22 protein-coding genes are annotated in these 23,591 nt (G+C 60.5%); 11 read left to right on the top strand and 11 right to left on the bottom strand.

Annotated elements, in window-relative coordinates:
- Positions 1–5: 5 nt before the first annotated feature.
- Positions 6–797: a DeoR/GlpR family DNA-binding transcription regulator gene (locus RH950_RS06205; RefSeq protein WP_350054773.1), complete on the bottom strand. Its 792-nt coding sequence runs from the start codon at positions 795–797 to the stop codon at positions 6–8.
- A gap of 366 nt (positions 798–1,163) precedes the next feature.
- Between RH950_RS06205 and RH950_RS06200 the strand changes: the two genes are divergently transcribed.
- From RH950_RS06200 to RH950_RS06175, 6 genes are all read left to right on the top strand, one after another.
- A complete protein-coding gene (locus tag RH950_RS06200) occupies positions 1,164–2,900 on the top strand; it encodes an ABC transporter substrate-binding protein (protein WP_350054771.1) in 1,737 nt (578 codons plus the stop codon).
- Between the two features lie 136 nt (positions 2,901–3,036).
- Positions 3,037–4,125: an ABC transporter ATP-binding protein gene (locus tag RH950_RS06195; RefSeq protein ID WP_350054769.1), complete on the top strand. Its 1,089-nt coding sequence runs from the start codon at positions 3,037–3,039 to the stop codon at positions 4,123–4,125.
- Between the two features lie 4 nt (positions 4,126–4,129).
- Positions 4,130–5,215, top strand: coding sequence for an ABC transporter ATP-binding protein (locus RH950_RS06190; RefSeq protein ID WP_350054767.1), 1,086 nt, complete (start codon positions 4,130–4,132; stop codon positions 5,213–5,215).
- Positions 5,212–6,075 (top strand): carbohydrate ABC transporter permease, encoded by an 864-nt coding sequence (locus RH950_RS06185; protein WP_350054765.1) that lies wholly within the window; start codon positions 5,212–5,214, stop codon positions 6,073–6,075. Before RH950_RS06190 ends, RH950_RS06185 begins: the two co-directional genes overlap by 4 nt.
- A gap of 1 nt (position 6,076) precedes the next feature.
- On the top strand, positions 6,077–6,886 hold the full coding sequence (locus RH950_RS06180) for a carbohydrate ABC transporter permease (protein ID WP_350054763.1): 810 nt from the start codon (positions 6,077–6,079) through the stop codon (positions 6,884–6,886).
- Between the two features lie 15 nt (positions 6,887–6,901).
- Positions 6,902–7,183, top strand: a complete 282-nt coding sequence (locus tag RH950_RS06175; RefSeq protein ID WP_350054761.1) for a DUF2160 domain-containing protein — start codon at positions 6,902–6,904, stop codon at positions 7,181–7,183.
- Positions 7,184–7,199: 16 nt separating this feature from the next.
- Here the strand turns inward: RH950_RS06175 and dddP are convergent, their stop codons facing one another.
- The gene (gene dddP / locus RH950_RS06170; protein WP_350054759.1) at positions 7,200–8,540 is read right to left on the bottom strand and encodes a dimethylsulfonioproprionate lyase DddP; all 1,341 of its coding nucleotides are present in this window, start codon (positions 8,538–8,540) and stop codon (positions 7,200–7,202) included.
- A gap of 26 nt (positions 8,541–8,566) precedes the next feature.
- Positions 8,567–10,279, bottom strand: a complete 1,713-nt coding sequence (locus RH950_RS06165) for a trimethylamine methyltransferase family protein (protein ID WP_350055542.1) — start codon at positions 10,277–10,279, stop codon at positions 8,567–8,569.
- A 126-nt stretch (positions 10,280–10,405) separates the two neighbouring features.
- Between RH950_RS06165 and RH950_RS06160 the strand changes: the two genes are divergently transcribed.
- Complete coding sequence (locus tag RH950_RS06160) at positions 10,406–10,975, top strand: carboxymuconolactone decarboxylase family protein (protein WP_350054757.1); 570 nt, start codon at positions 10,406–10,408, stop codon at positions 10,973–10,975.
- Between the two features lie 113 nt (positions 10,976–11,088).
- Here RH950_RS06160 and RH950_RS06155 read toward each other — a convergent pair whose 3' ends face one another.
- Positions 11,089–11,367 carry an HU family DNA-binding protein gene (locus RH950_RS06155; RefSeq protein WP_350054755.1) on the bottom strand — a complete coding sequence of 93 codons (279 nt, stop codon included), beginning with the start codon at positions 11,365–11,367 and terminating at the stop codon, positions 11,089–11,091.
- A gap of 318 nt (positions 11,368–11,685) precedes the next feature.
- Positions 11,686–12,540, bottom strand: a complete 855-nt coding sequence (locus RH950_RS06150) for an amidohydrolase family protein (protein WP_350054753.1) — start codon at positions 12,538–12,540, stop codon at positions 11,686–11,688.
- A 254-nt stretch (positions 12,541–12,794) separates the two neighbouring features.
- Between RH950_RS06150 and RH950_RS06145 the strand changes: the two genes are divergently transcribed.
- The gene (locus tag RH950_RS06145; RefSeq protein WP_350054751.1) at positions 12,795–13,223 is read left to right on the top strand and encodes a PaaI family thioesterase; all 429 of its coding nucleotides are present in this window, start codon (positions 12,795–12,797) and stop codon (positions 13,221–13,223) included.
- A gap of 10 nt (positions 13,224–13,233) precedes the next feature.
- On the opposite strand, the gene RH950_RS06140 is transcribed toward RH950_RS06145, so the two are convergent.
- The 3 genes from RH950_RS06140 to RH950_RS06130 all read right to left on the bottom strand — a co-directional run bounded on the left by RH950_RS06140 (position 13,234) and on the right by RH950_RS06130 (position 15,607).
- Complete coding sequence (locus RH950_RS06140; RefSeq protein WP_350054749.1) at positions 13,234–13,791, bottom strand: PAS domain-containing protein; 558 nt, start codon at positions 13,789–13,791, stop codon at positions 13,234–13,236.
- A gap of 81 nt (positions 13,792–13,872) precedes the next feature.
- Positions 13,873–14,769, bottom strand: coding sequence for an alpha/beta fold hydrolase (locus RH950_RS06135; protein ID WP_350054747.1), 897 nt, complete (start codon positions 14,767–14,769; stop codon positions 13,873–13,875).
- Positions 14,762–15,607, bottom strand: a complete 846-nt coding sequence (locus RH950_RS06130) for an alpha/beta fold hydrolase (protein WP_350054745.1) — start codon at positions 15,605–15,607, stop codon at positions 14,762–14,764. Before RH950_RS06130 ends, RH950_RS06135 begins: the two co-directional genes overlap by 8 nt.
- A 224-nt stretch (positions 15,608–15,831) precedes the next feature.
- On the opposite strand from RH950_RS06130, the gene RH950_RS06125 reads away from it, so the two are divergent.
- Genes RH950_RS06125 through RH950_RS06115 form a run of 3 tightly spaced genes read left to right on the top strand, consistent with a single transcriptional unit; the run spans position 15,832 to position 18,631 of the window.
- Positions 15,832–16,926: an isocitrate/isopropylmalate dehydrogenase family protein gene (locus tag RH950_RS06125; protein ID WP_350054743.1), complete on the top strand. Its 1,095-nt coding sequence runs from the start codon at positions 15,832–15,834 to the stop codon at positions 16,924–16,926.
- Complete coding sequence (locus tag RH950_RS06120; protein ID WP_350054741.1) at positions 16,923–17,963, top strand: Gfo/Idh/MocA family protein; 1,041 nt, start codon at positions 16,923–16,925, stop codon at positions 17,961–17,963. The genes RH950_RS06125 and RH950_RS06120 overlap by 4 nt, the downstream gene beginning before the upstream one ends.
- Positions 17,960–18,631, top strand: coding sequence for a GntR family transcriptional regulator (locus RH950_RS06115; protein WP_350054739.1), 672 nt, complete (start codon positions 17,960–17,962; stop codon positions 18,629–18,631). Before RH950_RS06120 ends, RH950_RS06115 begins: the two co-directional genes overlap by 4 nt.
- Before the next feature lie 23 nt (positions 18,632–18,654).
- On the opposite strand, the gene RH950_RS06110 is transcribed toward RH950_RS06115, so the two are convergent.
- From RH950_RS06110 to ureG, 3 genes are all read right to left on the bottom strand, one after another.
- Positions 18,655–21,642, bottom strand: coding sequence for a PAS domain-containing sensor histidine kinase (locus tag RH950_RS06110; protein ID WP_350055540.1), 2,988 nt, complete (start codon positions 21,640–21,642; stop codon positions 18,655–18,657).
- A gap of 181 nt (positions 21,643–21,823) precedes the next feature.
- Positions 21,824–22,801 carry a glucosaminidase domain-containing protein gene (locus RH950_RS06105; protein ID WP_350054737.1) on the bottom strand — a complete coding sequence of 326 codons (978 nt, stop codon included), beginning with the start codon at positions 22,799–22,801 and terminating at the stop codon, positions 21,824–21,826.
- A gap of 153 nt (positions 22,802–22,954) precedes the next feature.
- Positions 22,955–23,581 carry an urease accessory protein UreG gene (ureG, locus tag RH950_RS06100; RefSeq protein ID WP_350054736.1) on the bottom strand — a complete coding sequence of 209 codons (627 nt, stop codon included), beginning with the start codon at positions 23,579–23,581 and terminating at the stop codon, positions 22,955–22,957.
- Positions 23,582–23,591: the final 10 nt, after the last annotated feature.

The following is a 23,591-nucleotide window of genomic DNA, read 5'->3' as shown; positions in this document are numbered from 1 at the left end:
TCCTCTCAGCTTGGATCGTTTTCACTCTGAACCCCGGGTGCACGGGCAATTACAACGCCATGAACCGCACAAAGGTCCTGAACACTTTCCGGAACCTCGGCGTCGGTCACCAGAATGTCGATGTCGCTCAGATGTCCGATCCGGACCGGCGCGTTTCGATCGAACTTCATGTGGTCGGCGACAAGGATCGTTCGGCGAGCATGCCGGATGATTTCCTGTGCAACCCGGACCTCGCGGTAATCGTAGTCAAGGATGGCCCCGTCCTCGTCGATCGCGGAGGCACCGATCACCGCGTGATCTACCTTGAACTGGCGGATGAAATCGACGGTCGCTTCACCGACAATCCCGCCATCCGCCCGGCGAACAAGACCACCCGCGATGATGACTTCCGTGGACGGCGATTCCCGCAGGATGTTCGCCACATTGATATTGTTTGTGATGACCATCAGGCCCTCGCGATCCCGCAAGGCAAAGGCGACCTGCTCCGTCGTCGTCCCGATATTCAGGATGACCGAGCTGTTGTCCGGAATGAGCGCCGCCGCGACCGCGCCGATCCGGCGCTTCTCCTCCGCCGCGAGCGAGCGCCGCGCATCGTAGGCATAGTTGATGGCACCGGACGGATAGACCGCGCCGCCATGCACCCGCTGCAGCAAGCCGGCATCACAGATTTCGTTCAGATCCTTTCGAATGGTCTGCGGCGTCACTTCGAACTGAAGCGCGAGATCGTCGACGCCGACACGCCCGGACTGCCGGGCCATTCTCAGGATATCGGTTTGCCGCGGCGAAACCGCATCCATCTCGCGTCCTTTCGCAAACGTTCAATCGAGAAATCCAGCGGCCGGAATCACCACTGGAATGTTCATATGAAAACACATCGAGACGGCTTTCGTGTTGAAAATCAGCCCATATTCGTTTTCTTTCGCTTTCGAGACAAGCATTCAATACGAATTCAATCGGGACGCCATCCATATTTCCGCAAGCAGAATCCAGAATTCTGATCATAATCAATTGATATATCTATATTTATAGTCCATCATCATAATTCGATGAACCACATAAATCATACCGCGAACCATGTATTTGAATGATACCCAGCGAGCATAGCTTGACCTTCGCTTTTTTTCGTTTGATAGTCCCAGCAGCGATCAAGCTGGGAGGAATAAATGAAGAAGACACTGATGGCTGCGGTTGCGGTCACGGCTCTTCTCGCTGTGCCGAACGTCGCAAAGGCGGGCATGGCAGAAGCCGAAAAATGGATCGACAGCGAGTTCCAGCCCTCCACTCTCTCCAAGGACGCCCAGAAGTCCGAGATGGAGTGGTTCATCAAGGCGGCCGAACCGTTCCAGGGCATGGAAATCAATGTCCTGTCCGAGACGATCCCGACCCACGAGTATGAATCCAAGACCCTGACCAAGGCGTTTGAGGAAATCACCGGCATCAAGGTGAATCACCAGCTGCTCGGCGAAGGCGAAGTGGTTCAGGCCGTTCAGACGCAGATGCAGACGAATCGGAACCTCTACGATGCCTATATCAACGATTCGGACCTCATCGGGACCCATTCCAGGCTTCAGCTCGCGGTCAACCTGACCGACTGGATGGCCGGCGACGGCAAGGATGTCACCCTGCCGACGCTCGATATCGACGATTTCATCGGCAAGTCCTTCACCACCGGTCCCGACGGCAAGCTCTACCAGCTGCCTGACCAGCAGTTCGCGAACCTCTACTGGTTCCGCTACGACTGGTTCAGCAAGCCGGAGCTGAAAGCCAGGTTCAAGGAGATGTACGGCTACGAGCTCGGCGTTCCGGTGAACTGGTCGGCCTATGAGGACATCGCCGAATTCTTCACCGAGCATGTGAAGGAAATCGACGGCGTCCGGATCTACGGCCACATGGATTACGGCAAGCGCGCGCCCGATCTCGGCTGGCGCATGACCGATGCATGGCTTTCCATGGCCGGTGCCGGCTCTAAAGGTCTGCCGAACGGCCGTCCGATCGACGAGTGGGGCATCCGGATGGAGGAAGGTTCCTGCAACCCGGCCGGCGCGTCCGTCGCCCGCGGTGGCGGAACCAACGGTCCGGCGGCGGTCTACGCCATCCGCAAATGGGACGAATGGCTGCGTAAATATGCGCCTCCGGGTGCGGCCGATTATGATTTCTATCAGTCGCTGCCGGCCCTGAGCCAGGGCAATGTCGCCCAGCAGATCTTCTGGTACACCGCCTTCACGGCCTCGATGGTGGCGCCGAAAAGCGATGGCAACAACACCGTGGACGATAACGGTGTCCCGCTCTGGCGGATGGCTCCGTCCCCGCACGGGCCGTACTGGGAAGAAGGCCAGAAGCTCGGCTATCAGGATGCCGGTTCCTGGACCCTGTTCAAATCCACCCCTGTCGACCGCCGGAAAGCGGCCTGGCTCTATGCCCAGTTCGTGGTCTCCAAGACTGTGTCTCTGAAGAAGAGCCATGTCGGCCTGACCATCATCCGGGACAGCGACATCAATGACGCGTCCTTCACCGAACGGGCACCGAAGCTCGGCGGTCTGGTCGAGTTCTATCGCTCGCCCGACCGGGTGAACTGGTCGCCGACCGGCGTGAACGTGCCTGACTATCCGAAGCTGGCCCAGCTCTGGTGGCAGCAGATCGGTGACGTCAATTCCGGCGCCTTCACCCCGCAGGAAGCCATGGACCGTCTCGCGAGCGAGATGGATCAGGTGATGGCGCGCATGGAGCGTGCGGACAAGGCCAACAACACCTATGGCGGTTGCGGCCCGCGTCTGAACGAAGAGAAGGATCCGTCCGAATGGCTCGGCAAGGGTGGCGCGAAAGCCCCGCTCGCCAACGAGAAGCCGAAAGGCGAAACAGTTTCCTACGATGAGCTGGTGAAACGCTGGTCTCAGAACTAGGACCGCTCTCCCTGACTCGGAGACTCCACTCCTCCGGGGCCGTATCCCTTGATCCGGCCCCGGTTTTTTCTAGATTTCCTTGTATTGCGGATGCGGCGGGACGGCCCGCGATCATCCGCCGACCTCTCGAGAGGCCATGACACTCACACTCAAAGGCGCAAGCAAGCGTGTCGGCAACGTGGTGCATATCCACCCGACCGACCTGACGTTCGAGCCCGGCAGCTTCAACATCCTGCTCGGCTCCACGCTGGCCGGGAAAACCACGCTGATGCAGCTGATGGCGGGACTCGAGCGTCCGCTGGAAGGCGAGATCTGGTTCGATGGCCGGAACGTCACCGGCATGCCCGTGCAGCAGCGCAACGTCTCGATGGTCTATCAGCAGTTCATCAATTACCCGAACTACACGGTCTATGAGAACATCGCCTCCCCGCTCCGGGTGGCGCGCGCGCCGGACGATCTGATCCGCAAACGGGTCGGCGAGATGGCCGAGCTGCTGCGCCTGACCCCGATGCTGGACCGCCTGCCAAGTGCCCTCTCCGGCGGCCAGCAGCAACGCACCGCCATCGCCCGCGCCCTCGTCAAGGATGCGGACCTCGTGCTGCTCGATGAGCCGCTGGCGAATCTCGATTTCAAACTGCGCGAGGAATTGCGGGACGAACTGCCGCGCCTGTTCGCCGACCGCAACTGCATCGTGGTCTATGCGACAACAGAGCCGACCGAAGCCCTGCTGTTTGGCGGCCATACCGCGACCATGTTCGAAGGCGCCGTCACCCAGTTCGGCCCGACCCGGGAGATCTACCGCAAGCCCAACAGCCTGCTCAGCGCCCAGGTCTTTTCCGATCCGCCGATCAACGTGATGTCCTGCGAGAAACAAGGCGAACACTTCACCGATTCTGAGGGCGCACGCTGGGTTGCCAATGGCCCCGCTTCCTCTCTTTCGGACGGTCCCTACACACTCGGCATCCGGCCGCATTTCGTCTCCCCCGCGGCAACCGGCACGGATCCGGTGCCGGTTTCAGGCCGGGTCATGGTGACCGAACTCAGCGGTTCGGAAAGCATCATCCATTTCGCCAAGGGCGGCGGGACCTGGGTTTCCCAGGCCCATGGCATCCATGCCTTCGAGGTCGGCGCCGAAGCACGGCTCCATGCCGACTTCGCCCAGGCCATGTATTTTGCCCCGGACGGTGCGCTGGTCGCCGCTGGCGCAGCGCGGAACCGGGAGTAAGGCGATGGCGACGATCACCCTCGACGATCTGCGGCACGCCTACGGGCCGAACCCCGAGCGACCGGAAGATTATGCGCTGCAACAGCTCGACATCACCTTCGAGGATGGCGGCGCCTATGCCCTGCTCGGCCCTTCCGGCTGCGGCAAGACCACCCTGCTGAACATCATCTCCGGCCTGCTGACGCCGAGCCACGGGCGCGTCCTTTTCGACGGCAAGGATGTTACCGGTCTGTCCCCGGACGAGCGCCAGATCGCCCAGGTATTCCAGTTCCCGGTGGTCTACGACACCATGAGCGTTTACGACAATCTCGCCTTCCCGCTGCGCAATCGCGGCGTTCCGGAATCCGAGGTCGACAAGAAGGTGCGCGAGATCGCCGCCATGACCGATCTCGAGGACACCCTGATGAACCGCGCCTCGGGCCTGACCGCGGACGGCAAGCAGAAGATCTCCCTCGGCCGCGGACTGGTCCGCTCCGACGTGAACGTAATCATGTTCGACGAGCCCCTGACGGTGATCGACCCGCACCTGAAATGGCAGCTTCGCTCCAAGCTGAAGGAGCTGCACCAGCGGGTAAAACGAACCATGATCTACGTCACCCATGACCAGACGGAGGCCCTGACCTTCGCTGACAAGGTGGTTGTGATGAATGTCGGTCAGGTGGTGCAGATCGGCACACCGGTCGAACTGTTCGAGACTCCGGGTCACGAATTCGTCGGCCATTTCATCGGCTCGCCCGGCATGAACATTCTCGATTGCGAGGTGAAGGGCGGCCAGGCTTTCCTGCAGGGCCAGCCCATCGAGACCAGCAATGCCGGCGCGGTGAAGGACAGAGCTGAAGGGTCGCTCCGGCTCGGCATCCGGCCGGAATTCATCAGTCTCGCAGAAGACGGCATCGCAGCCGAGGTGGTGAAGGTCAGCGACAGCGGCCGGTACCAGATCGTGGAGACGCGGGTCGGCGATGCGCCGGTGAAGCTTCTGGTGAATGAGGGGATCGAGATCCCGACCGGCAGGACCGCATTGTCCTTCCAGGCCGACCGGACACGGGTCTATCGCGATGGCTGGCTGGTGGCCGGAGGAGCGGACATATGAACAAGCTGCAGAACAACAAAGCCTGGCTGTTTGTCCTTCCGGTTTTCGCGCTGGTTGCCTTCAACGCCATCATCCCGCTGATGACCGTGGTCAATTACGCGTTCCAGGAAACCTTCGGGAACAACGAGTTCTTCTGGGCCGGGGTGATCTGGTTCCAGGACATCCTGCAATCCGACCGCTTTCATGCCAGCCTCGGCAGGCAGGCCATCTTCACCGCCAGCATCCTCGCCATCGAGATGCCCCTCGGCATCGCCATTGCGCTGACCATGCCGCGCAAGGGGCCGTGGGTGTCCGTCTGCCTGGTGCTCATGGCCCTGCCGCTGCTGATCCCCTGGAACGTGGTCGGCGCCATGTGGAACATCTTCGCACTGCCCGATATCGGCTTCCTCGGGCATATGCTGAACGCCATCGGCTTCGACTTCAATTTCACCCGCCAGCCGGGGGATGCCTGGTTCACGCTGATCCTCATGGATGTCTGGCACTGGACCTCGCTCGTCGTGCTGCTGGCTTATGCCGGCCTGAGCTCGATCCCGGACGCCTATTATCAGGCCGCCAAGATCGACGGTGCCGGAAGCTGGGCGATCTTCCGCTTCATCCAGCTGCCGAAGCTGAAGCGGGTGCTGACCATCGCCTTCCTGCTGCGCTTCATGGACAGCTTCATGATCTATACCGAGCCCTTCGTGCTGACCGGCGGCGGGCCCGGCAACGCGACCACCCTGCTCTCCATCGACCTGGTGAAGATCGCCCTCGGCCAGTTCGACCTCGGCCCGGCGGCGGCCATGTCGCTGATCTACTTCCTGATTATCCTGGCGCTGAGCTGGGTCTTCTACACGGTGATGACGCGGAACGAGGAACAGTGACATGAACGTCAAAAAAACCGCCGGATGGCTGGTCCCGAGCCTCTATATCCTGTTCCTGATGCTGCCGATCTACTGGCTCATCAACATGTCGTTCAAGACCACGAACGAGATCCTTGGCAGCTTCACGCTCTATCCGCAGGAATTCACGCTCGACAATTACATCACCATCTTCACCGATCCGACCTGGTACATGGGTTATGTGAATTCCATTACATATGTGACCCTGAACACGGCGATCTCGGTCGCAGTGGCGCTACCAGCCGCCTACGCCTTCTCGCGCTACCGCTTCATCGGCGACAAACACCTGTTCTTCTGGCTGCTGACCAACCGGATGGCGCCGCCCGCCGTCTTCGCCCTGCCCTTCTTCCAGCTCTACTCGGCGGTCGGCCTGTTCGACACCCATATCGCCGTGGCCCTGGCCCACACCCTGTTCAATATCCCGCTGGCGGTCTGGATCCTGGAAGGCTTCATGTCGGGCGTGCCGAAGGAGCTGGACGAGACGGCGTATGTGGATGGCCACTCCTTCTGGAGCTTCTTCCTGAAGATCTTCGTGCCGACCATCGCCGCCGGCATCGGCGTCGCCTGCTTCTTCTGCTTCATGTTCTCCTGGGTCGAGCTGCTGCTGGCGAAGACCCTGACGGCGGTCGAGGCGAAACCCATCGCGGCGACCATGACAAAGACGGCAAGCTCGTCAGGCTACGAGCTCGGCCTGCTCGCGGCAGCCGGTACCCTGACCATCATCCCGGGCGCCTTCGTGATCTATTTCGTCCGCAACTACATCGCCAAGGGCTTCGCCCTCGGGCGGGTCTAGGGAAGGAGACAGCGCATGGGACTCAGCTGGATGGCCTGGACCTGGCCCACCGCCGCCTTCTTCGCTTTCATTGCCTGCTGCCTCGGCACCATGACGGTGCTCGAGCTGCGCAATCCCGGCGGCGCCCCGCGCGACGGCATACTCGGACTGACCACGACGCGCGGCGATCGCCTGTTCATCTGGCTGGTCGGGAGCGCGTTCATCTTCCTGGCATGGCTCGGGCTTGTCGGCACCCTCCTCTGGGGACCGCTCGGGATCGCGATCGTCTTCGGGGTGCTGGTGTTCCGGCACGTGTGAATGCGCTCTGCGCATCTCACCCCATCAGCCTCTCATCGAACGGACAGTGCGTCAGGTCCTCGTAGCCGTCTTCGGTGATCAGCACCTGGTTCTCCAGCTTGATCCCGTCCGGCGCGCCGACGGCGCCGAGATAGACTTCGACGCAAAGCGTCATTCCCGGCTCCAGCACTCCGTCATAGCCCTTGCTATCCAGATCCTCCGGATAGGGAATCGCCGGCCATTCGTCGCACAGGCCGACTCCGTGGAACTTGGAGCCATAGCGTTGCGGCACGAATTCCTCCGGCAGCATGTGACCGCCGAGGGAGAGTTCGCGGAAACTGACGCCGGGTTTCAGCAGCTCCCGGTTGGTCATGATGTGCTCAAGGGCGATGGCGTGCAGGCGCTTCTGTTCATCCGTCGGCTTTCCGTCGCCGATGAACCAGGAGCGGGAAATATCCGCACACAGGCCGTAGCAGCCGATCAGGTCGCTGTCCCAGCTCACCAGCTCATTGTTGCCGATCACCCGCGGGCCGCATTCCTGGAACCAGGGATTCGTGCGCGGGCCGGAGGAAAGGATACGGGTCTCGATCCATTCGCCGCCGCGGCGGATATTCTCCTTGTGCAACTCGGCCCAGAGATCGTTTTCCGTCAGGCCAGGACGGGCAGCCGCGCGCATGGTGGCAACCGACTGCTCACAGGCATGCATGGCGCAGCGCATGGCCTGGATATCTTCCGGCCCCTTGATGGCGCGGGTCCGCTCGGTCACCTCCTCCCCGTCCATCACCTCGATGCCGAGATGGTCGAGGGCACGGAGTCCGGCGATCTGAATCTTGTCGACCGCAAGACGGCGGTTGCCCGGTGTGTGTTCCCGCAGCAATTCGTCGATCTGCGCGGCGAAGAGTTCCGCCTTTTCCTCTGTCCGGTCGCCGGTCGAGAAATAGAAGAAGGACCCGCCCTTGCGCACTTCCTTCACCAGTGGATTGAACACGGAGAGGTGTTTCAGCCCGCCATATTCCCACAGCACCATGTGCCCGTCGGCCAGCAGCAGGCAGGCCCGGAACGGGTTATGCGCGGCCCAGAGCTGCATGTTCGTGGTGTCGGTGGCGTAGCGGATCGAAAGTGGATCATACATCAGCAGCCCCGCCAGATCGCGCTCGACGATCGCGGCGGTCAGCCGCTCCCAGCGGTGACGGCGCAGTTCCGGCAGGTCCGGGCAAGCAATCCCGGCGGCCTCCCATTCCCGGAAGGCGAGCGCGGTCGGTCCGATCTCGACCCGGTCATTGTCGTCGGGCGTATTGTCCGGACGGAGGCTGTGGCCGTGCACCGGATTGCGATATGGATCGATTTTGGGAGCCGTAACCGAGAAGGGTGTCGACATCGCTGCTTCCGCTGAAACCTGTTTCCCTACGGCTCTCCCGAGCCGATGTCTTCCTTGCGCCGTGCCACGTAAGCTTCCAGCGCCTCACGTCGGTCGGAGGGCAGCGGCGGCGCCTCGTAACGCGTCAATGCTTCCTGCCAGATGTCGGTCGCGCGCATGCTGGCGTCCCGGGCACCGGCAAGCTCCCAGTTTTCATGGTTCTGCCAGTCGCTCACCATCGGCTCGTAGAAAGCGGTCTTGAAGCGTTCCATGGTGTGGCCAGCGCCAAAGAAGTGACCGCCCGGCGCGGTATCGCGGATCGCCTCGAAGGCGAACTCGGCATCGGAGAAATCCACCGGCTCCAGGAACGCCGCCATGTTCTGCAGGATCTCGACATCGAGGATCAGCTTTTCGAAGGAGGCAACAAGCCCGCCCTCCAGCCAGCCCGCAGCGTGATAGACGAGGTTTCCATGCCCCATGACCGCGCCCCAGAGCGCCATCTCCGTTTCGTAGACGGATTGTGCGTCGGCCATATTGGAAGCGTTGCACGCACTGGTCCGGTAGGGGAGATTGTATCGCCGGGCGAGTTGGCCTCCGGCGAGGTTGGCCCAGGCATTCTCCGGCGTGCCGAAGGCGGGAGCGCCGGTGCGCATGTCCACGTTCGAGGTGAAGCAGCCATAGATCACCGGCGCACCGGGGCGCACCGCCTGGATCAGCGCGATGGTCAGCAGGGCCTCGGCATTCTGCTGGGCCAGCGCGGCAGGAAGAGTGACCGGTGTCATTGCCCCCATCAGGGTGAACGGGGTAACCACCACAGCCTGTCCCTTCTCCGCCAGGGTCGTCGCGGCGTCGGACATTTCGCGATCCAGCTTGCGCGGCGAGTTCACGTTGATATTGGTGATTGCCGACGGGCTCCCCGCCAGATCCTCGACGGACAGGCCGCGGGCAATGGCCTGCATTTCCATCAGGTCGCGCACCCGCCCGCTGCCGATCGACATGCCGGAAAACACCTTGTCGGTCATGGTCAGGTTGGCGAGATAGGTATCGAGATGGCGTGAATTGGCCGGAAGATCGGTCGGCGCCAGGGTCTGGTTGCCGAACATGGTGATGACGTTGAAGCTCTGCGCCAGCTTCATCAGATCCTTGTAGTCCGCGAAATTGCCCGGCCGCCGGCCGCGGATCGCGTCATGCACATTCGGCGGGCCCGAGACCATGCCGAAATTGATGACATTGCCGCCAATCCTGACGGTCCGCTCTGGATTCCACGGTGTCAGCGTAAAGGTCTCCGGCGCCTTCGCTACCAGATCCGTGACCAGTGCGCGATCCATGCGAACGATACCGGTGCCGTCATCCACCTTGGCACCGACGTCACGAAGACGCCGTCTGGCATCCGTACTCATGACCTCGATACCGATCTCTTCGATGATCCGCATCGAGATGTCATGCACCCTCTCGAGCTGATCCGTGTTCATCGGCGCGATCGGCGGGAATGGATTCGTGATTTGCTTGAAAGGTCTCTGTCGGTCGAGGACCGAACTCTCGCCGCCGCCTCTGCGGCTGCCTCCCGAGCGACGTCCGGACCGGCGCTCCGTTCCTGGCACGGTCTCATCCTCCCCACAGCGGTCATCCGCCGCCTGTTTGCCAGGGCGGTCATTGAGCGCCGCCCCTCTCCGAAGTCCCTTCGGAAGGCTTTCAGTGTGGCGGAAAGCCGGGAAGGCTCTATCGCCTCGTCCGGACCTGTATTGGCCGGAAACGGACATCGCGGCTGGTTTGAAGCTCAATCCGGAACTGGAAAAGTCCGGAGGCCGGGGTATCATTCCCTTCCCTCCTGTCGGCCGTTCCGTGCCGCATCTACCGAAGGACCCGAAATGGACCGTCTTCCGAAAATGACTCCCGACAAACTATCGCCTGCGCAAGCCTCGCTCTATGAGGCGATTACAGGAGGTGTCCGGTTCAAATCCGGCCCGGGTATCGACATGATGGAGGCCGACGGTACCCTGCGCGGGCCGTTCAATGCCTGGCTGCACACGCCGGAAACGGGTGAGGCCGCCCAGGCGCTCGGCGTGAAGCTCCGCTTTGAATCCTCCCTGTCGGGCGCCGTGCGCGAAACAGCCATCCTGACCGTCGCCAGGCACTGGCGCTCGCAATATGAATGGTGGGCGCACGAGCAGATCGCCCTGAAGGAGGGCATGACCCCGGATGACATCGCCGCGATCAAGCGCGGCGCGGCACCGAAGGACAATCCGGATCTCGGTGTCATCCTGGGCTTTGTCGCCGAACTCATGCAGACCGGCGATGTATCGGACGAAACCTACGCTGAGGCCCTTGCCTTGATCGGCGACCGGGGCATGGCCGATCTCGTCACCCTGGCCGGGTACTACGCCATGATCTCCGCCAACCTGAATGTCTTCCGCGTTTCGGTGCCGGACGGCGAGGAAGAGCCGTTCAAGGACTGACGGCAAGCCGGCAGGATTCCAGGCACAAAAAAATCGCCCCGCGGGCGGCTGGAAATACCAGGTCCGGAAACGATCCGGGCGCGATTTGCATCGCGCCCGGATCGATGAATGAATCAGCCGCCGTTGACAGCGGTTTTCAGGGCCTGACCGGCCTTGAACTTCGCCTGCTTGGAAGCAGCGATATTGATGGTTTCGCCGGTCCGCGGGTTACGGCCAGTGGTCGCCGCCCGTTCGGAAACAGAGAACGTGCCGAAGCCGACAAGACGGACATCGCCACCGCTCTTCAGCGTATCGGTCACTGCGTCGATCACGCCGTTAACCGCTGATTCGGCCTGAGCCTGAGTAAGGCCGGTTTTGGTGGCTACCGCCGCGCTGAGTTCGGATTTATTCATGAACTGATCTCCCGTTGTATGGATGGGCCGAAGTCTCTGAGATTCTGTTCTCCGCTGCAAGCCCCGGAATCGCTTGAAAATATGAGATTTCTCACGAGATTCGCGGCTAATTTCCAGCACCCGGCGCGCTCAAAATAAAAATCCATTTAAATCAAAGCCTTAACGTGAGAGACGTTAAGTTCGATACGGACGCCACATCCATTGAGCGTGGTCAAAAATCGACGAAAACCCGCATGAAAACTGGGTTTAGAGCACCGCGGCACGATCGTTCGGGGCCGATTCCAACAGAATCAATCGAAAAGCAGATCGGCGTTAACCCTAATCAGATTGAAAGTCATAGAGCGCAGAAGCGTTGCCGGAGAGAAACCGGCGCCTCAGATCATCATCCTTGAACCAGCCGGCCGCCGTCCGGAACAATGCCACTGTGTCGATCTTCCGCGACGGGACAGGCACCGCCGCCGAAAGCGTGACGTCGCTATGCAATGGGGTATGGGGCCAGTCGCTGCCCCAGACGATCCGGTCCGGCGCGCGCGCGCCGATCTCGGTCGCCAGATCACGAAACCAGGGCCCACTCTGTGCACCGCCAAGCCGGTCGGTGCCGGACAGCTTGATCCAGGCACCACCGTCAACCAGCCGCAGCAGTCCGGCCCGGTCATCCGGCGACGCATTCGGTGTCAGAAACCCGAAATGATCGAGCACAAGGGGCAAGGCGCGTTTGTCCTGAATCTCCGTCAGAAGTGCAAAATCCTGCGGGTCGCACAGAACCTGGATATGCCATCCGCTGCCTTTCAGAGCATCAACGATATCGCCAAGCGCGTCGGCAAGCGGCCGGGCGCCGGACCGGTTGGAAAGCGTGTTGATGCGGATCCCCCGGACACCGGCCTCATGCAGGACCTGCAACGCGCCGTCCGTCATGTCCGATGCATCGAGCACGGCGACGCCACGGGCCCGGCCGCCGGCTTCCCGCAAGGCATCGACGAGGCAGCTGTTGTCCGTGCCGTAGAAACTGGGTTGTACAATCACAATCCGGCCCACGGGAGTATTGGCGACCGCCTTCCAATAGTCCGGAGCCGATGCTTCCGCCGGCGTATAGCGGCGCTTCGGATCCAGCGGATACTGAGCCGGTGCGCCTATTATATGCAGATGGCAGTCTATTGCTGCGTCCGGACTCATTCTATTCTCCCAACCAGGCCATTCCAAACGGCGAACACCGCGAGGTGAAAACGCAGATTATCACGCATACAGACGCCCCTTATCCTTTCCTCGAAATTCAGGCGTCGAGACACCTGCGGTTTTCGCCATACGCAAATCCCTGCATTCCGTCCACCAGGGCCATAGCCAGAACCGTGCAATCTTCGTAGATGAGCACATGCCGAATCGCATCGACGCCTGTGCGGGCGCCGACAACCAACGGAGTACCTCCGAGAATGAATGAAGAGCGTGCACGCGCCCGGTTCGAAACCGCGCTGACAACCTATCGCCAGGAATTCGAGACGTTTTTTCTGGCCCGGTTGCTCGATCTCGGATTCGAATATGAGGAAGACCTCTGCAGAGTTCGTTTCCCGGTCGAGGATTTCCTGTTCAATCCCCAGGGCAGCCTGCATGGCGGTGCCATTGCGACGGTCATGGATATTTCCATGGGCCATCTGCTGAAACACCTGACCGGGACCGGCGGCGCCACGCTTGAGATGAAGGTGCAATACATGCTGCCTCTCACGGGGGGCACTGCAACCTGCGAAGGTCGGGTGCTGCGGCGCGGGCGCTCGCTTTGTTTTCTTGAGTCCCGACTTTTCGGCGAGGACGGAAAACTCGCCGCCATGGCAACGTCGACCTGGAAACTGCCGTCGCCGCGGTGATACCGACCACTCAGGGAATCTTCGCCGCCGGAAACAGGATCATGTCGGAGTTGCGGCGCTCTTCCGAACCAAGGCGTTCCACCCATCGCGAGACCGTCACCCCGAGCAGGCCGGTGATCGGACCATCCCGCTCTTCTGCTAGCGGCAGCAATTGCCGTTCTCCGAACGCAAATCGGTTCACGGAATTGTAGACTTGTCCCTTCATGCACACGATCGCGCCCTCACGGATCACCGGCATCCAGCGGCTGGTCACGAAATCCCTGCCGCCGGGACTGAGAATGTCATCCAGAGTCTTGCCCTTGAGATTGCCGTGCCCGAAAGTTTCGGCGACCTCGGTTCCGGCCAGGCGATACCGGAACACATCCGGTTCCTCGAAATCGACCAGGTAAATGCGGGAAAGCAATCCGCCGATATCGCTGGGATCAATGTCCTGTCGCGACGGAGTAAGCCGGCCGGCACGTTTTCCGATCCAGTATTTCAGGAGCTCCAGCAAGCGCGGGTCTTCGATGAAACCGGTCACGTCCTCCAGGGAATAGGCCCACATTTTTGATGCGCCAGTATCAATCAAGTCCTTATCCTTATCGGACATCGCGTCCGCCAAGGCCAAGCATCCCGCCGCCTGAACCAAGAAGCGGCGTGTATTGCATTTTCAGTTCTCCCTCAGCAAGAACGGAAGCAACTGCTTCAGAACAATCTCCGGCGCCTCCTCCGGCAGAAAATGGCCGCATGGCGCAGGGCCGCCCTCGACCGTGCTGCTGCTCCACTTCCGCCAGGTGTCCAGCGGATCGGCCGGCCCTCCGGGTCCCCCGAAGCCGCGCACAGCACCGAAGAGAAACAGCAGCGGACAGGACAGCGTCCGTCCTTCTTCCCGGTCGGCCTTGTCGTGTGCGACATCGATGGCCGCGCCCGCGCGATAATCTTCACACGTCCCTTCAATTGCAGCCGGCTCACGCATCGCTGCGAGATAGGCTGCCATCGCCTCCTCCTCGAACACGAAGTCCGGCGCCGCCCATTTTCGCATCAGGTAGGCATAGAAGAAGTCGGGATCGTTACCGATCATGGTCTCCGGAACAGGCGCGGGCTGCGCCAGATAGGACCAGTGAAAACCGCCGACGGCGCCGGCGAGATCCATTTTCTCCCACATGTCGACAGTCGGAATAACGTCGAGCGAGCAGAACCGCGTCACCCGCTCCGGATGATCCATGCAAAGCCGGAAGCCGACCCGCGCGCCCCGATCGTGACCGACAACAGCGAACCGCTCGTGACCAAGCGCCGCCATAAGCTCGACCAGATCGCGCGCCATGGCCCGCTTGCTGTGCGCGGCATGATCCGGCGACGGCGCCGGCTTGCCGCTGGCGCCATAGCCGCGCAGGTCCGGGACAATGACAGTGAATTTCTCCGCCAGCTGCGGCGCGATCTTGTGCCAGCAGGCACCGGTTTGCGGAAAACCGTGAATCAGGAGCACCGGATCGCCAGAACCAGCCGACCGGACGAAGATCTCGGTTCCGCTGGTCGCGATCATTTCCGTCCTGAAGCCATCAAGCATCATTCTCTCCTGGTTCGGATCGCGTGGCGCCGCCGGGGAGACCAGCGAGAAACGCGGCAATGTCTGCTCTTACTCTCTCTGGCGCCTCCAGATGCGGTGAGTGCCGGCAGTCCGGGATCATGTGAATGGTTACCGGCACGGGTGCCCTCTCAGCCACCACCTCAACCTGCGCCCTGGTGCCATATTCGTCGCTCTCTCCCTGGAGGCACAACACCGGGACAGAGACACCGTCGAGGACGCTCCGGATATCCCATTGCTCGAAACCCGGATCGAGCCAGGCATCGTTCCAGCCGCGGAAGGCGGCATCGACATGGGCATGATACTTACCGAGGCGGGCGCGAAGGTCCCCGTCCGCATAGGCGGTCCGGGCTTGCGCAATAGCATCGATGCCCATCGTTTCCGTGAAGAAATGCGGTGCCATCAGAACCACGCCCCGGACCCGCCGATCACGCTGCACACCAGCATGAATGGCAGCAATCGAGGCGCCGTCACTATGCCCGATCAGCACGCCATCCCTGAAGCCGACCGCATCCAGCAGTTCCGGCAGCACGGCAACTGCCTCCCGGGTCATATAGTCAAGCGGTCGCGGCAACGGACAGGGGTCGGAGGCTCCATATCCCGCACGGGAATAAGCAAACACGCCGTAGCCCGTATCAGCCGAGATCTGCCTGGGGAAATCGCGCCAGAGCTTGGTGCAGCCGAGGCCTTCATGCAGCAGCACAAGGGTCGGCGCGATGCCCGGAGGCGGCCCGACTGTATAGGTCTCCAGCATCGCGCCACCTGCCTGCACCTGCCCAGCGGTACCGGCCTCATCCCAGCGAAATATCTGGCTTGCCATCACGTCTTGATTTCAGCCCGCATCGCGTCCCCCCGAGATCTCGCTGCCGCTCATAGAGGTGAACACGCTGCGGACTCACGTTCAACCATCAGGATGGCATCAATGATTAAGTCCAAATGCACGAACGCTGTCCTGCGCGTTTTGACATTGCGTTTATCCCGCTGCCCACCGATAACGTACGCATCAATGCATACATTATTTCAAATCTGTGAGATATACCCGAGATGAAGAGTAACCGCGTTTATCGCATCGCCTTGTTCGACGGAGACGGTATCGGACCTGAAATCATGGCCCCTACACGGTCGATCCTTGACATGGTGGCGGAACGGATCGGTCGCAAGCTGGAATTTGACTCCCTGCCCGCCGGAGCACGGCACTATGCGGAAACTGGTGAATCCCTGCCCGCCTCTTCCATCGCCGCCGCCCGTGATGCGGATGCCATTTTGCTTTCGGCCATGGGCCTGCCGAACATACGCAAGAAGGATGGCACGGAAATCACCCCGCAGATCGATCTCCGTTTCGCGCTCGGCCTTTATGCCGGCGTCCGTCCGGTGAAACTCTATGCCGGGCAGCCGACACCGCTGGCCGACCCGCGCGTGTTCGAAACCGATTTCGTGCTGATCCGGGAATCGACAGAAGGCCTTTTTGCCCACATGCACGAAGGCCAGGTCGTCGACAACAGCTACGCGACCGAGACCCTGCGGATCACCCGGGCAACCAGCGAGAAACTGTTCGATTTCGCTTTCCGCCTTGCCCAGAGACGGGCCGTGAAACGCGGCATCCCTGGTCGGGTGACCTGCGTCGACAAGGCGAACGTGTTCCGCTCCTTCTGGTTCTTCCGCTCGATCTTCGAGGAGCGCGCGAAGGCCTTTCCGGACATTGCGGCCGACAGCGCCTATGTCGATGCTTTCGCCATGTGGATGGTGCAGAAACCCTGGGAGTTCGACGTCGTCGTCACCGAGAACATGTTCGGCGACATTCTTTCCGACCTCGGCGCAGGCATCATGGGCTCCCTCGGTCTGGCGCCGTCCGCGGATATCGGGGACGAGAATGCAGTGTTCCAGCCCTGCCACGGCAGTGCACCGGATATCGCCGGCAAGGGCATCGCCAACCCGCTGGCCATGTTCCTTTCCGCCTCCCTGATGCTGGACTGGCTTGCCGGCGAGCATGACGATGCGGCCCTGGGTGAGGGAGCAGCCATAATCGACGATGCCGTCAGCGCCGTGATCCGCGAGGGAACAATTCTGACCGGCGATCTCGGCGGTACGGCGAACACCAAACAGATGTCGGACGCGGTAATGAGCCGGGTGGCAGCATGAGTCTCACGGTCGGCATGGTCGGTGGCGGCTATTTCGGCCGCTTTCACATCAATGCCTGGCGAAGGATTGAAAATGTCGATCTGATCGGCGTCGCCGACCTGCTGGACGAGCGCCGCACCGAACTTGCGGCTCTCTATCCGGGTCTTACCCTGCAGCCGGATGTCGATGCGCTCCTCGCGGCGGGAACCCCGGACGTGCTGGATGTTGCCGTCCCACCGGCATATCAGGCCGATCTCATTCACCCGCTGCTTGGAAAAATCCCGACCGTCATCTGCCAGAAACCCTTCTGCCGATCGCTGGCAGAAGCGGAGGAACTGACCGAAGCCGCCGAACAGGCCGGCACAAAGCTTGTTGTGCACGAGAATTTCCGCTTCATGCCATGGTATCGCGCAATCCGGGGCGAGATTGACAGCGGCCGGACCGGTGCTGTCCGGCAGGCCTGTTTCAGGTTGAGGCCGGGAGATGGGGCCGGAGCCGATGCCTATCTGTCACGCCAACCCTACTTTCGGGACATGGAGCGTTTCCTCGTCCACGAAACCGGCATCCACTGGATCGACGTTTTCCGCTATCTGTTCGGGGAGCCGGACACAGTCTATGCGGACCTCTGGCGGGCCAACCCCGTGATCCGGGGCGAAGATGCCGGTATGCTGATCCTGACCTGGCGCAACGGTCTTCGCGTGACGCTCGATGCAAACCGGACGCTGGACCACGCAGCGGAGAATCACAGGCTCACAATGGGAGAATTCACCCTGGAAGGTGACGATGCGACGATAACTCTTGACGGTTATGGGCATCTCGCCCGCCGGTCGCGCGGAGCGACAGACGCCACGAAGGTTGCCTACGCATTCGAGGATCGTGATTTTGGCGGAGACTGTGTTTTCCATTTCCAACAGCATGTCATCTCGCATTTGCTGAATGACACGCCGCTGGAAACCGGTGCAAATGACTATCTGCAGAACATCCGCATCGAAGAGGCTGCCTACCGGTCCGCCGAGCGGCAACAAAAGATACACCTTCACGCACGGCATACCAATTGACCGACGAGAAACATCCCAGCGCAGGAGCGAAGGCCTATGATGCCATCAAGGCCATGATCCTTGACGGCAGGTTGAAACCGTCAGCGTCCTATCTTGAAACTGAACTTGCGGACCAGATCCGGGTCAGCCGAACGCCGGTGCGCGAGGCGGCACTCCGGCTCGAACGCGAAGGCCTGGTCGTCGTCCGCCCGCGCCGCGGGATGCAGGTTCTTCCGGTTTCCACAGCGGACATGGCGGAAATCTATCAGTTGCTGACGGTGCTCGAACCGCTGGCCGCGGAGCTTGCCGCGAGGCGGGGTCTGAGCGAGGCCGAGCTCGAAGCGATGGAGCGCGCGACCCAGAAAATGCAGGATGCTCTGGTCGATGGTGATCTGGTGTCCTGGGCCGAGGCGGATGACATGTTTCACGCCCTGCTGGTCCAAGCTTCGGGAAACCGGCGACTGGTGGAAGCGACGGGACGATATCGCACGCAGGTACATCGTGCCCGGATGGCGACGCTGACCATGCGACCGTGCCCCTCAAGCTCGACGGAAGACCACCGCGCCGTGCTCCATTGCCTGCGGTCAGGAGACGCGGAAGGTGCCCGGAAAATTCACGCGGCACACCGGGCAGCCGCCGGAGAGCTCCTGATCGCTCTACTGGCGAAACACAGTCTCGACAATCTCTGACGCCTGCCTTGACCACTGGCCGGTCACCCACAGACGATTGGGAACCGCAGCTCGACAGTCGTGCCCTCACCCGGCGCGGAGCGACAACTGATACGACCGCCGAGGCGCTGGGTTACCAGATTATAGACGATATGCATGCCAAGGCCGGTGCCGCCCTCGCCACGTTTGGTCGTGAAAAACGGATCGAACATCTTGCGCCTGGTCTCGTCATCCATCCCCTTCCCGAAATCCCTGACCGTAATAACGATATCTTCGGGAGCCTGCATTTCGCAGAGAATTTCGATTGTCCCTCCGGACTCGGCATCATAGGCATGTAAGGCTGCATTCATTGAGAGATTGGTCATGATCTGGCCGATAGTGCCGGGATATCCATTCAGCTCGATCTCCCTGTCACCGCCTTCTAGGCGGTAATCGATTTTTCTGCGGCTCAGTTCTGGGCCAAGACTGATCAGCACGTCTTCGATATAGTCAAACAGCATGAATTTGCGCCGTTCGTCGCTGGTCTGATCCACGGCAACCTGTTTAAAGCTTGATATCAGTGCTCCGGCCCGCCGGGCATTCCGGCTGACGAGATCGGCCGCCGACGAAAGGGTCTCGAGTGTTGATTTGAACCGCCCGTGAGTGAGGGCACCGCGATCAAATTCCTTCTGCAGGACCGAGACTTGGTGTTCCAGCGAGGATGCCGCTGTCAGACAGATGCCGACCGGCGTGTTGATCTCATGCGCAACTCCGGCGATGAGGCCTCCGAGAGATGCCATTTTCTCTGATTCGACGAGTTCCTCTTGGGTTTGCCGCAAGACGTCAACCGTCTCCCGCAACTCGTTCTCGACCTGCTTTTGCTCGCTGATGTCGTAATGCCACGTAATGACAACGGGCTCGCCGTCAAATTCAATCCTCTTGGCATCGATAACGGCCCACCAGGTCGAGCCATCGATCCGCCTGCGCATCTCTGAGCGGCGCCCCATCAGATGCCCCTTCCGGAGCTTCTCAATTACCGATTCCGCCACCGCACGATTCTCGAAAGTATCCCGAAAATCGACCGCATTGATCTCTTCGATCGTCTCAGCGCCAAACATCTTGAGAAACACGCTGTTCACATACCGGCGCTCGAACGTTTCCACCTCGAAAATTGAAATTCCGGCCTCGCTGTTATCGAGGATCTCCCCAATGCGGCGCGCTCCGGCCTCCAGTTCCTCCTGACCCCGCTTTTGCTCTGTTATGTCGTAGTGCCAGACAATTGTCGCCATCCCACCGTCGAATTCGATCGGTTTGGTTTCGATCCGCGCCCACCATTTCGATCCGTCAACCCGTTGCCGTTCCATAACGAATTTGCTCGGCCCAGCACCGGTCATGAGGTGGTCAATGGCGAAATCGGCATCCTCCGGGTTCACATAAGTCTTCCGCAGATCCATCCCGTTGAGTTCATCATGCGAGGCGAGTCCAAAAAGCCTCAGGAAACCCTGGTTGGCGTAGACCCGCTCCAGGCTTCCCCGACGGAACACGGAGATCCCGGCCTCACTACTTTCTAGAAAGGAACGGAGCTGATTGGCGTGCTGTGCGATCTTGTGCTCGGCCTCAACGCGGCCTGTAACGTCGGTGACCCATGCTATGGTTGCCGGCTGGCCTTCGAACTCAATCCCAGTCGCCGTTCCCATCGCCCAGAAATGGCTCCGGTCGAGGCGAATCCGCTCATAAACGGCATCTCTTTTGTACTTACCCACCTTATGGCGGTTGCGTATGTCGATGGCATCCTTCTCGTTCGCAAAGGTATTCAGGAACCCAAAGGAATTGAGCTCTTCGAGATTCCTCGCACCGAACATTTCCAGCAGGCGATTACTCGCATACAGATATTCGTGATTGGTTGAATCATATCGAAAAACACAAACTCCGGTGGAACAGGATTCCAGAATGGTCCGGAGTTGAAGAGCGCTCTCGGCGAGCTCTGATTCCCGCTGTTTGAGGTCTGAAATATCCAGGACCGATACAAGCGCCAAGTCCCGGTTTGCAAAGTGGATCCTGCGCGTGCTGACAGCGCTCCACCAAGTTTCACCGGTCGACGGCCGCACTCTGTGGGAAACCATGTTTGTGTTCTCGATTCCCCGCTTCAGATTTCTGATCATCTGATCGTAATCTGAGGCATTGACGAAGGTCTCCGGCCCGGCGGCCTGCGCATCACCGTCAATCTGGTGTCCAACCAAGTCACTGAATGTCCGGTTTTCATAAAGCCTCTCAAACGGACTAAGAGCGAATACGCTGACCCCCATTGACGACTTATCAAGAGCTTCCAGCAGGTAAACCTCGCGCTGACGAAATCCATCAATCCGCGCGTCGGAGATTTGTCGCAAGACGGACAGCAACGCGGTTGCAATCGCAATGGCGGCAACCGCCCGGAACAAGTGTACGTCCAGCCCGACCGTCCGGAAGAACCAATCTTCGTTCAAATGAGTCGCCGGGAAAAGACCCGACGGTTCTGCGATCATTGTCAGAAGCGTATGAGCGCCGAATGCCATGGCAACAGCAATCAGCCCCCTTTTTTGGAGCAAGCCCGGCATCATCGCTGAGTCAGGATTCACAGCGAGACGGGCAAATGCGACTGTGGCCGCAAGAGATGCCGGAGCTCCGAGCAAAAGCCTGTTGCTGACGTCAAATTCGGATGTCGGCGCGCTGTAAAGCCAGAGCCAGATTGTGACCACGCCCCACGCCACGACGAAGCCACCGCCAACGAGCCGCCAAATGGATTCCGTCAGCAGACGCACGGCCCCGGCCATGAGAAGAATATAAGACAAGGCATTGAGAATGCTTGAGATCCGGGCTTCCGCATGAAGAATTGCGGGATCTTGCCCCAGCAAGCTGAACATCTCGAGCCATTCACTGACTCCGTGCAGCAGCCCAAATAACGCAATCCACTGGACGTTTCGGCTTTCGGTGAAGCTGCTTGTGCTTCGGATCTGCGCCAGAACGGCAACGCCCATCAGGACAAACGAAAGGCCGCAAAAAAAATACAGATACACCTGTTCCAAAGGTTGCGGCCTCCAAGCTTACTTGCAGACTAATTTACTGGTTTTAACAATGGATGAATAACGGCGAAGTTCTTGTCCACGTCGGCGAAGCATCTCGGTCACCGCCCGAGACGCCTGCCGGGCAGGACATCAGGCTTCCGGACACCGGCTCCGGAAAAAGACGCAGATCCAGTCAGCCCTCAGCGCGCCAGACTGGTACCAACTCATAGACATCGCCGTCGACAAGGTAGCTCCGGTCCAGGACCGACAGATTGTTGGACTTGATGATGCTGACGATCTCTTTCACGTAATCCGCGCCCCGTTCCGAATAGCGCGTCAGGAATGACGCCAGAGTGGCACCTGAAAGCGGCCTGCCGTCAGCACGTGCTGCCGCCCGTCGTTTACGAAACTCCCTATACGCCCCGTGGGTATTGAGGTTTCTCAGATAACTCCGGGCCGAGCCGAGCGGTGTCTTGAACTTGGCCACCTTGTAGTCACCCTTTGAAGATCGCTGCTCTTCCGGAACCATGCCCTTTCCATCGAGCCGCCACTGCCCGAACAGGGCATTACCTTCCTGGGCAAAACGGGAGGTGCCCCAACCGCTCTCCGATGCTGCCTGTGCGAGGCCCAGTGACGGAGGCACGATATCAATCCGCCGCTCCAGCACGCCCAGCACGGCAGTGATCGACACCGCATCGCCTTGCATGGTGACTTCGTACTTGTCGGCCAGCCGGCGCAATGTCTTGAGCTGCCGCGCGTCAAGGAACCTTTGCGTCGCCAGCGCCTCCTTGAGCTGCATCAGCAATTCGCGCTCAGCCGCGATTTCCTCGTTCGCGATCAGCAACACCGGAAGCACCATGCGGAAGAACAGGCTTTTCTTCTGCTCGACGGTCACTTCATTGACCGTGACTGCGGCGAAACGCTCGGGAATCCGGACGAAGACCAGGCGCGGAACCTCCCTCTGTCCGGCCGCCCACGTCTCGGCTGTGTAATTCAGTTGCTCGACAAGACTGGTCAGGTCGCTGAAAGTTGAAAACTCGACGCGTGTCACAGACCGCTCGCCGTAACCCAGCGCGACCAATGTCTCCGGAAATTTCTGGGGCTGTGTGATCCGGGAGCAGATCACCAGCAGCACTAATGCGGCGAGTAGCGCCAATCCAAAGCGAGCCATTATGTCATCCAGTCAGAAGCACGGCAGAACTGTTCGGCCACATACAATCCCCGCGAACAGGGACAGAGTTCGGCCTTCATGCTGGATAACATAGCCCGGAAAGCGCCAGACCAAGACCACCATTTCCGGTTTTGGCCTTAATTCAACAATGCCTCATGCGGCGCTCGACTTCCCGGCAAGCCCGCCCCTGTCGCGAATGAAGGCTGCGATTTCGGTGACCCCGTGACCATTCTTCAACTGGGTGAAGACAAATGGCCGGTCCCCGCGCTGGCGCTTCGTGTCCTCCGCCATCACCCCGAGATCGGCCCCGACCAAGGGAGCCAGATCCGTCTTGTTGATGACCAGCATGTCCGAGCGGGTGATGCCCGGCCCGCCCTTGCGCGGGATCTTCTCGCCGGCGGCAACGTCGATCACATAGATCGTCAGATCGGCCAGTTCCGGGCTGAAGGTCGCCGCCAGATTGTCCCCGCCGGACTCGATCAGCGCCAGCTCCGCGTCGGGAAAGGACGCCACCATCGTATCGATGGCAGCAAGGTTGATGGAGGCATCCTCGCGGATCGCCGTGTGCGGGCAGCCACCGGTCTCGACCCCCATGATCCGTTCCGCCGCGATCGCGCCGGTGCGGGTCAGGATCTTCTGGTCTTCCTTGGTGTAGATGTCGTTGGTGATCACGAACATATCCGTGTCCGCGCTCATCTCCCGGCACAGCATCTCGCAGAGTGCCGTCTTGCCTGAGCCAACCGGCCCACCGATGCCGACCCGAAGAGGTCCCGTTGCCATATCCTTCTCC

The organism is Nisaea sp. (assembly GCF_040217065.1).
In the GTDB taxonomy this organism is placed as follows: Bacteria; Pseudomonadota; Alphaproteobacteria; order Thalassobaculales; family Thalassobaculaceae; genus Nisaea.
This window is presented reverse-complemented; position numbering and strand designations above follow the sequence as displayed.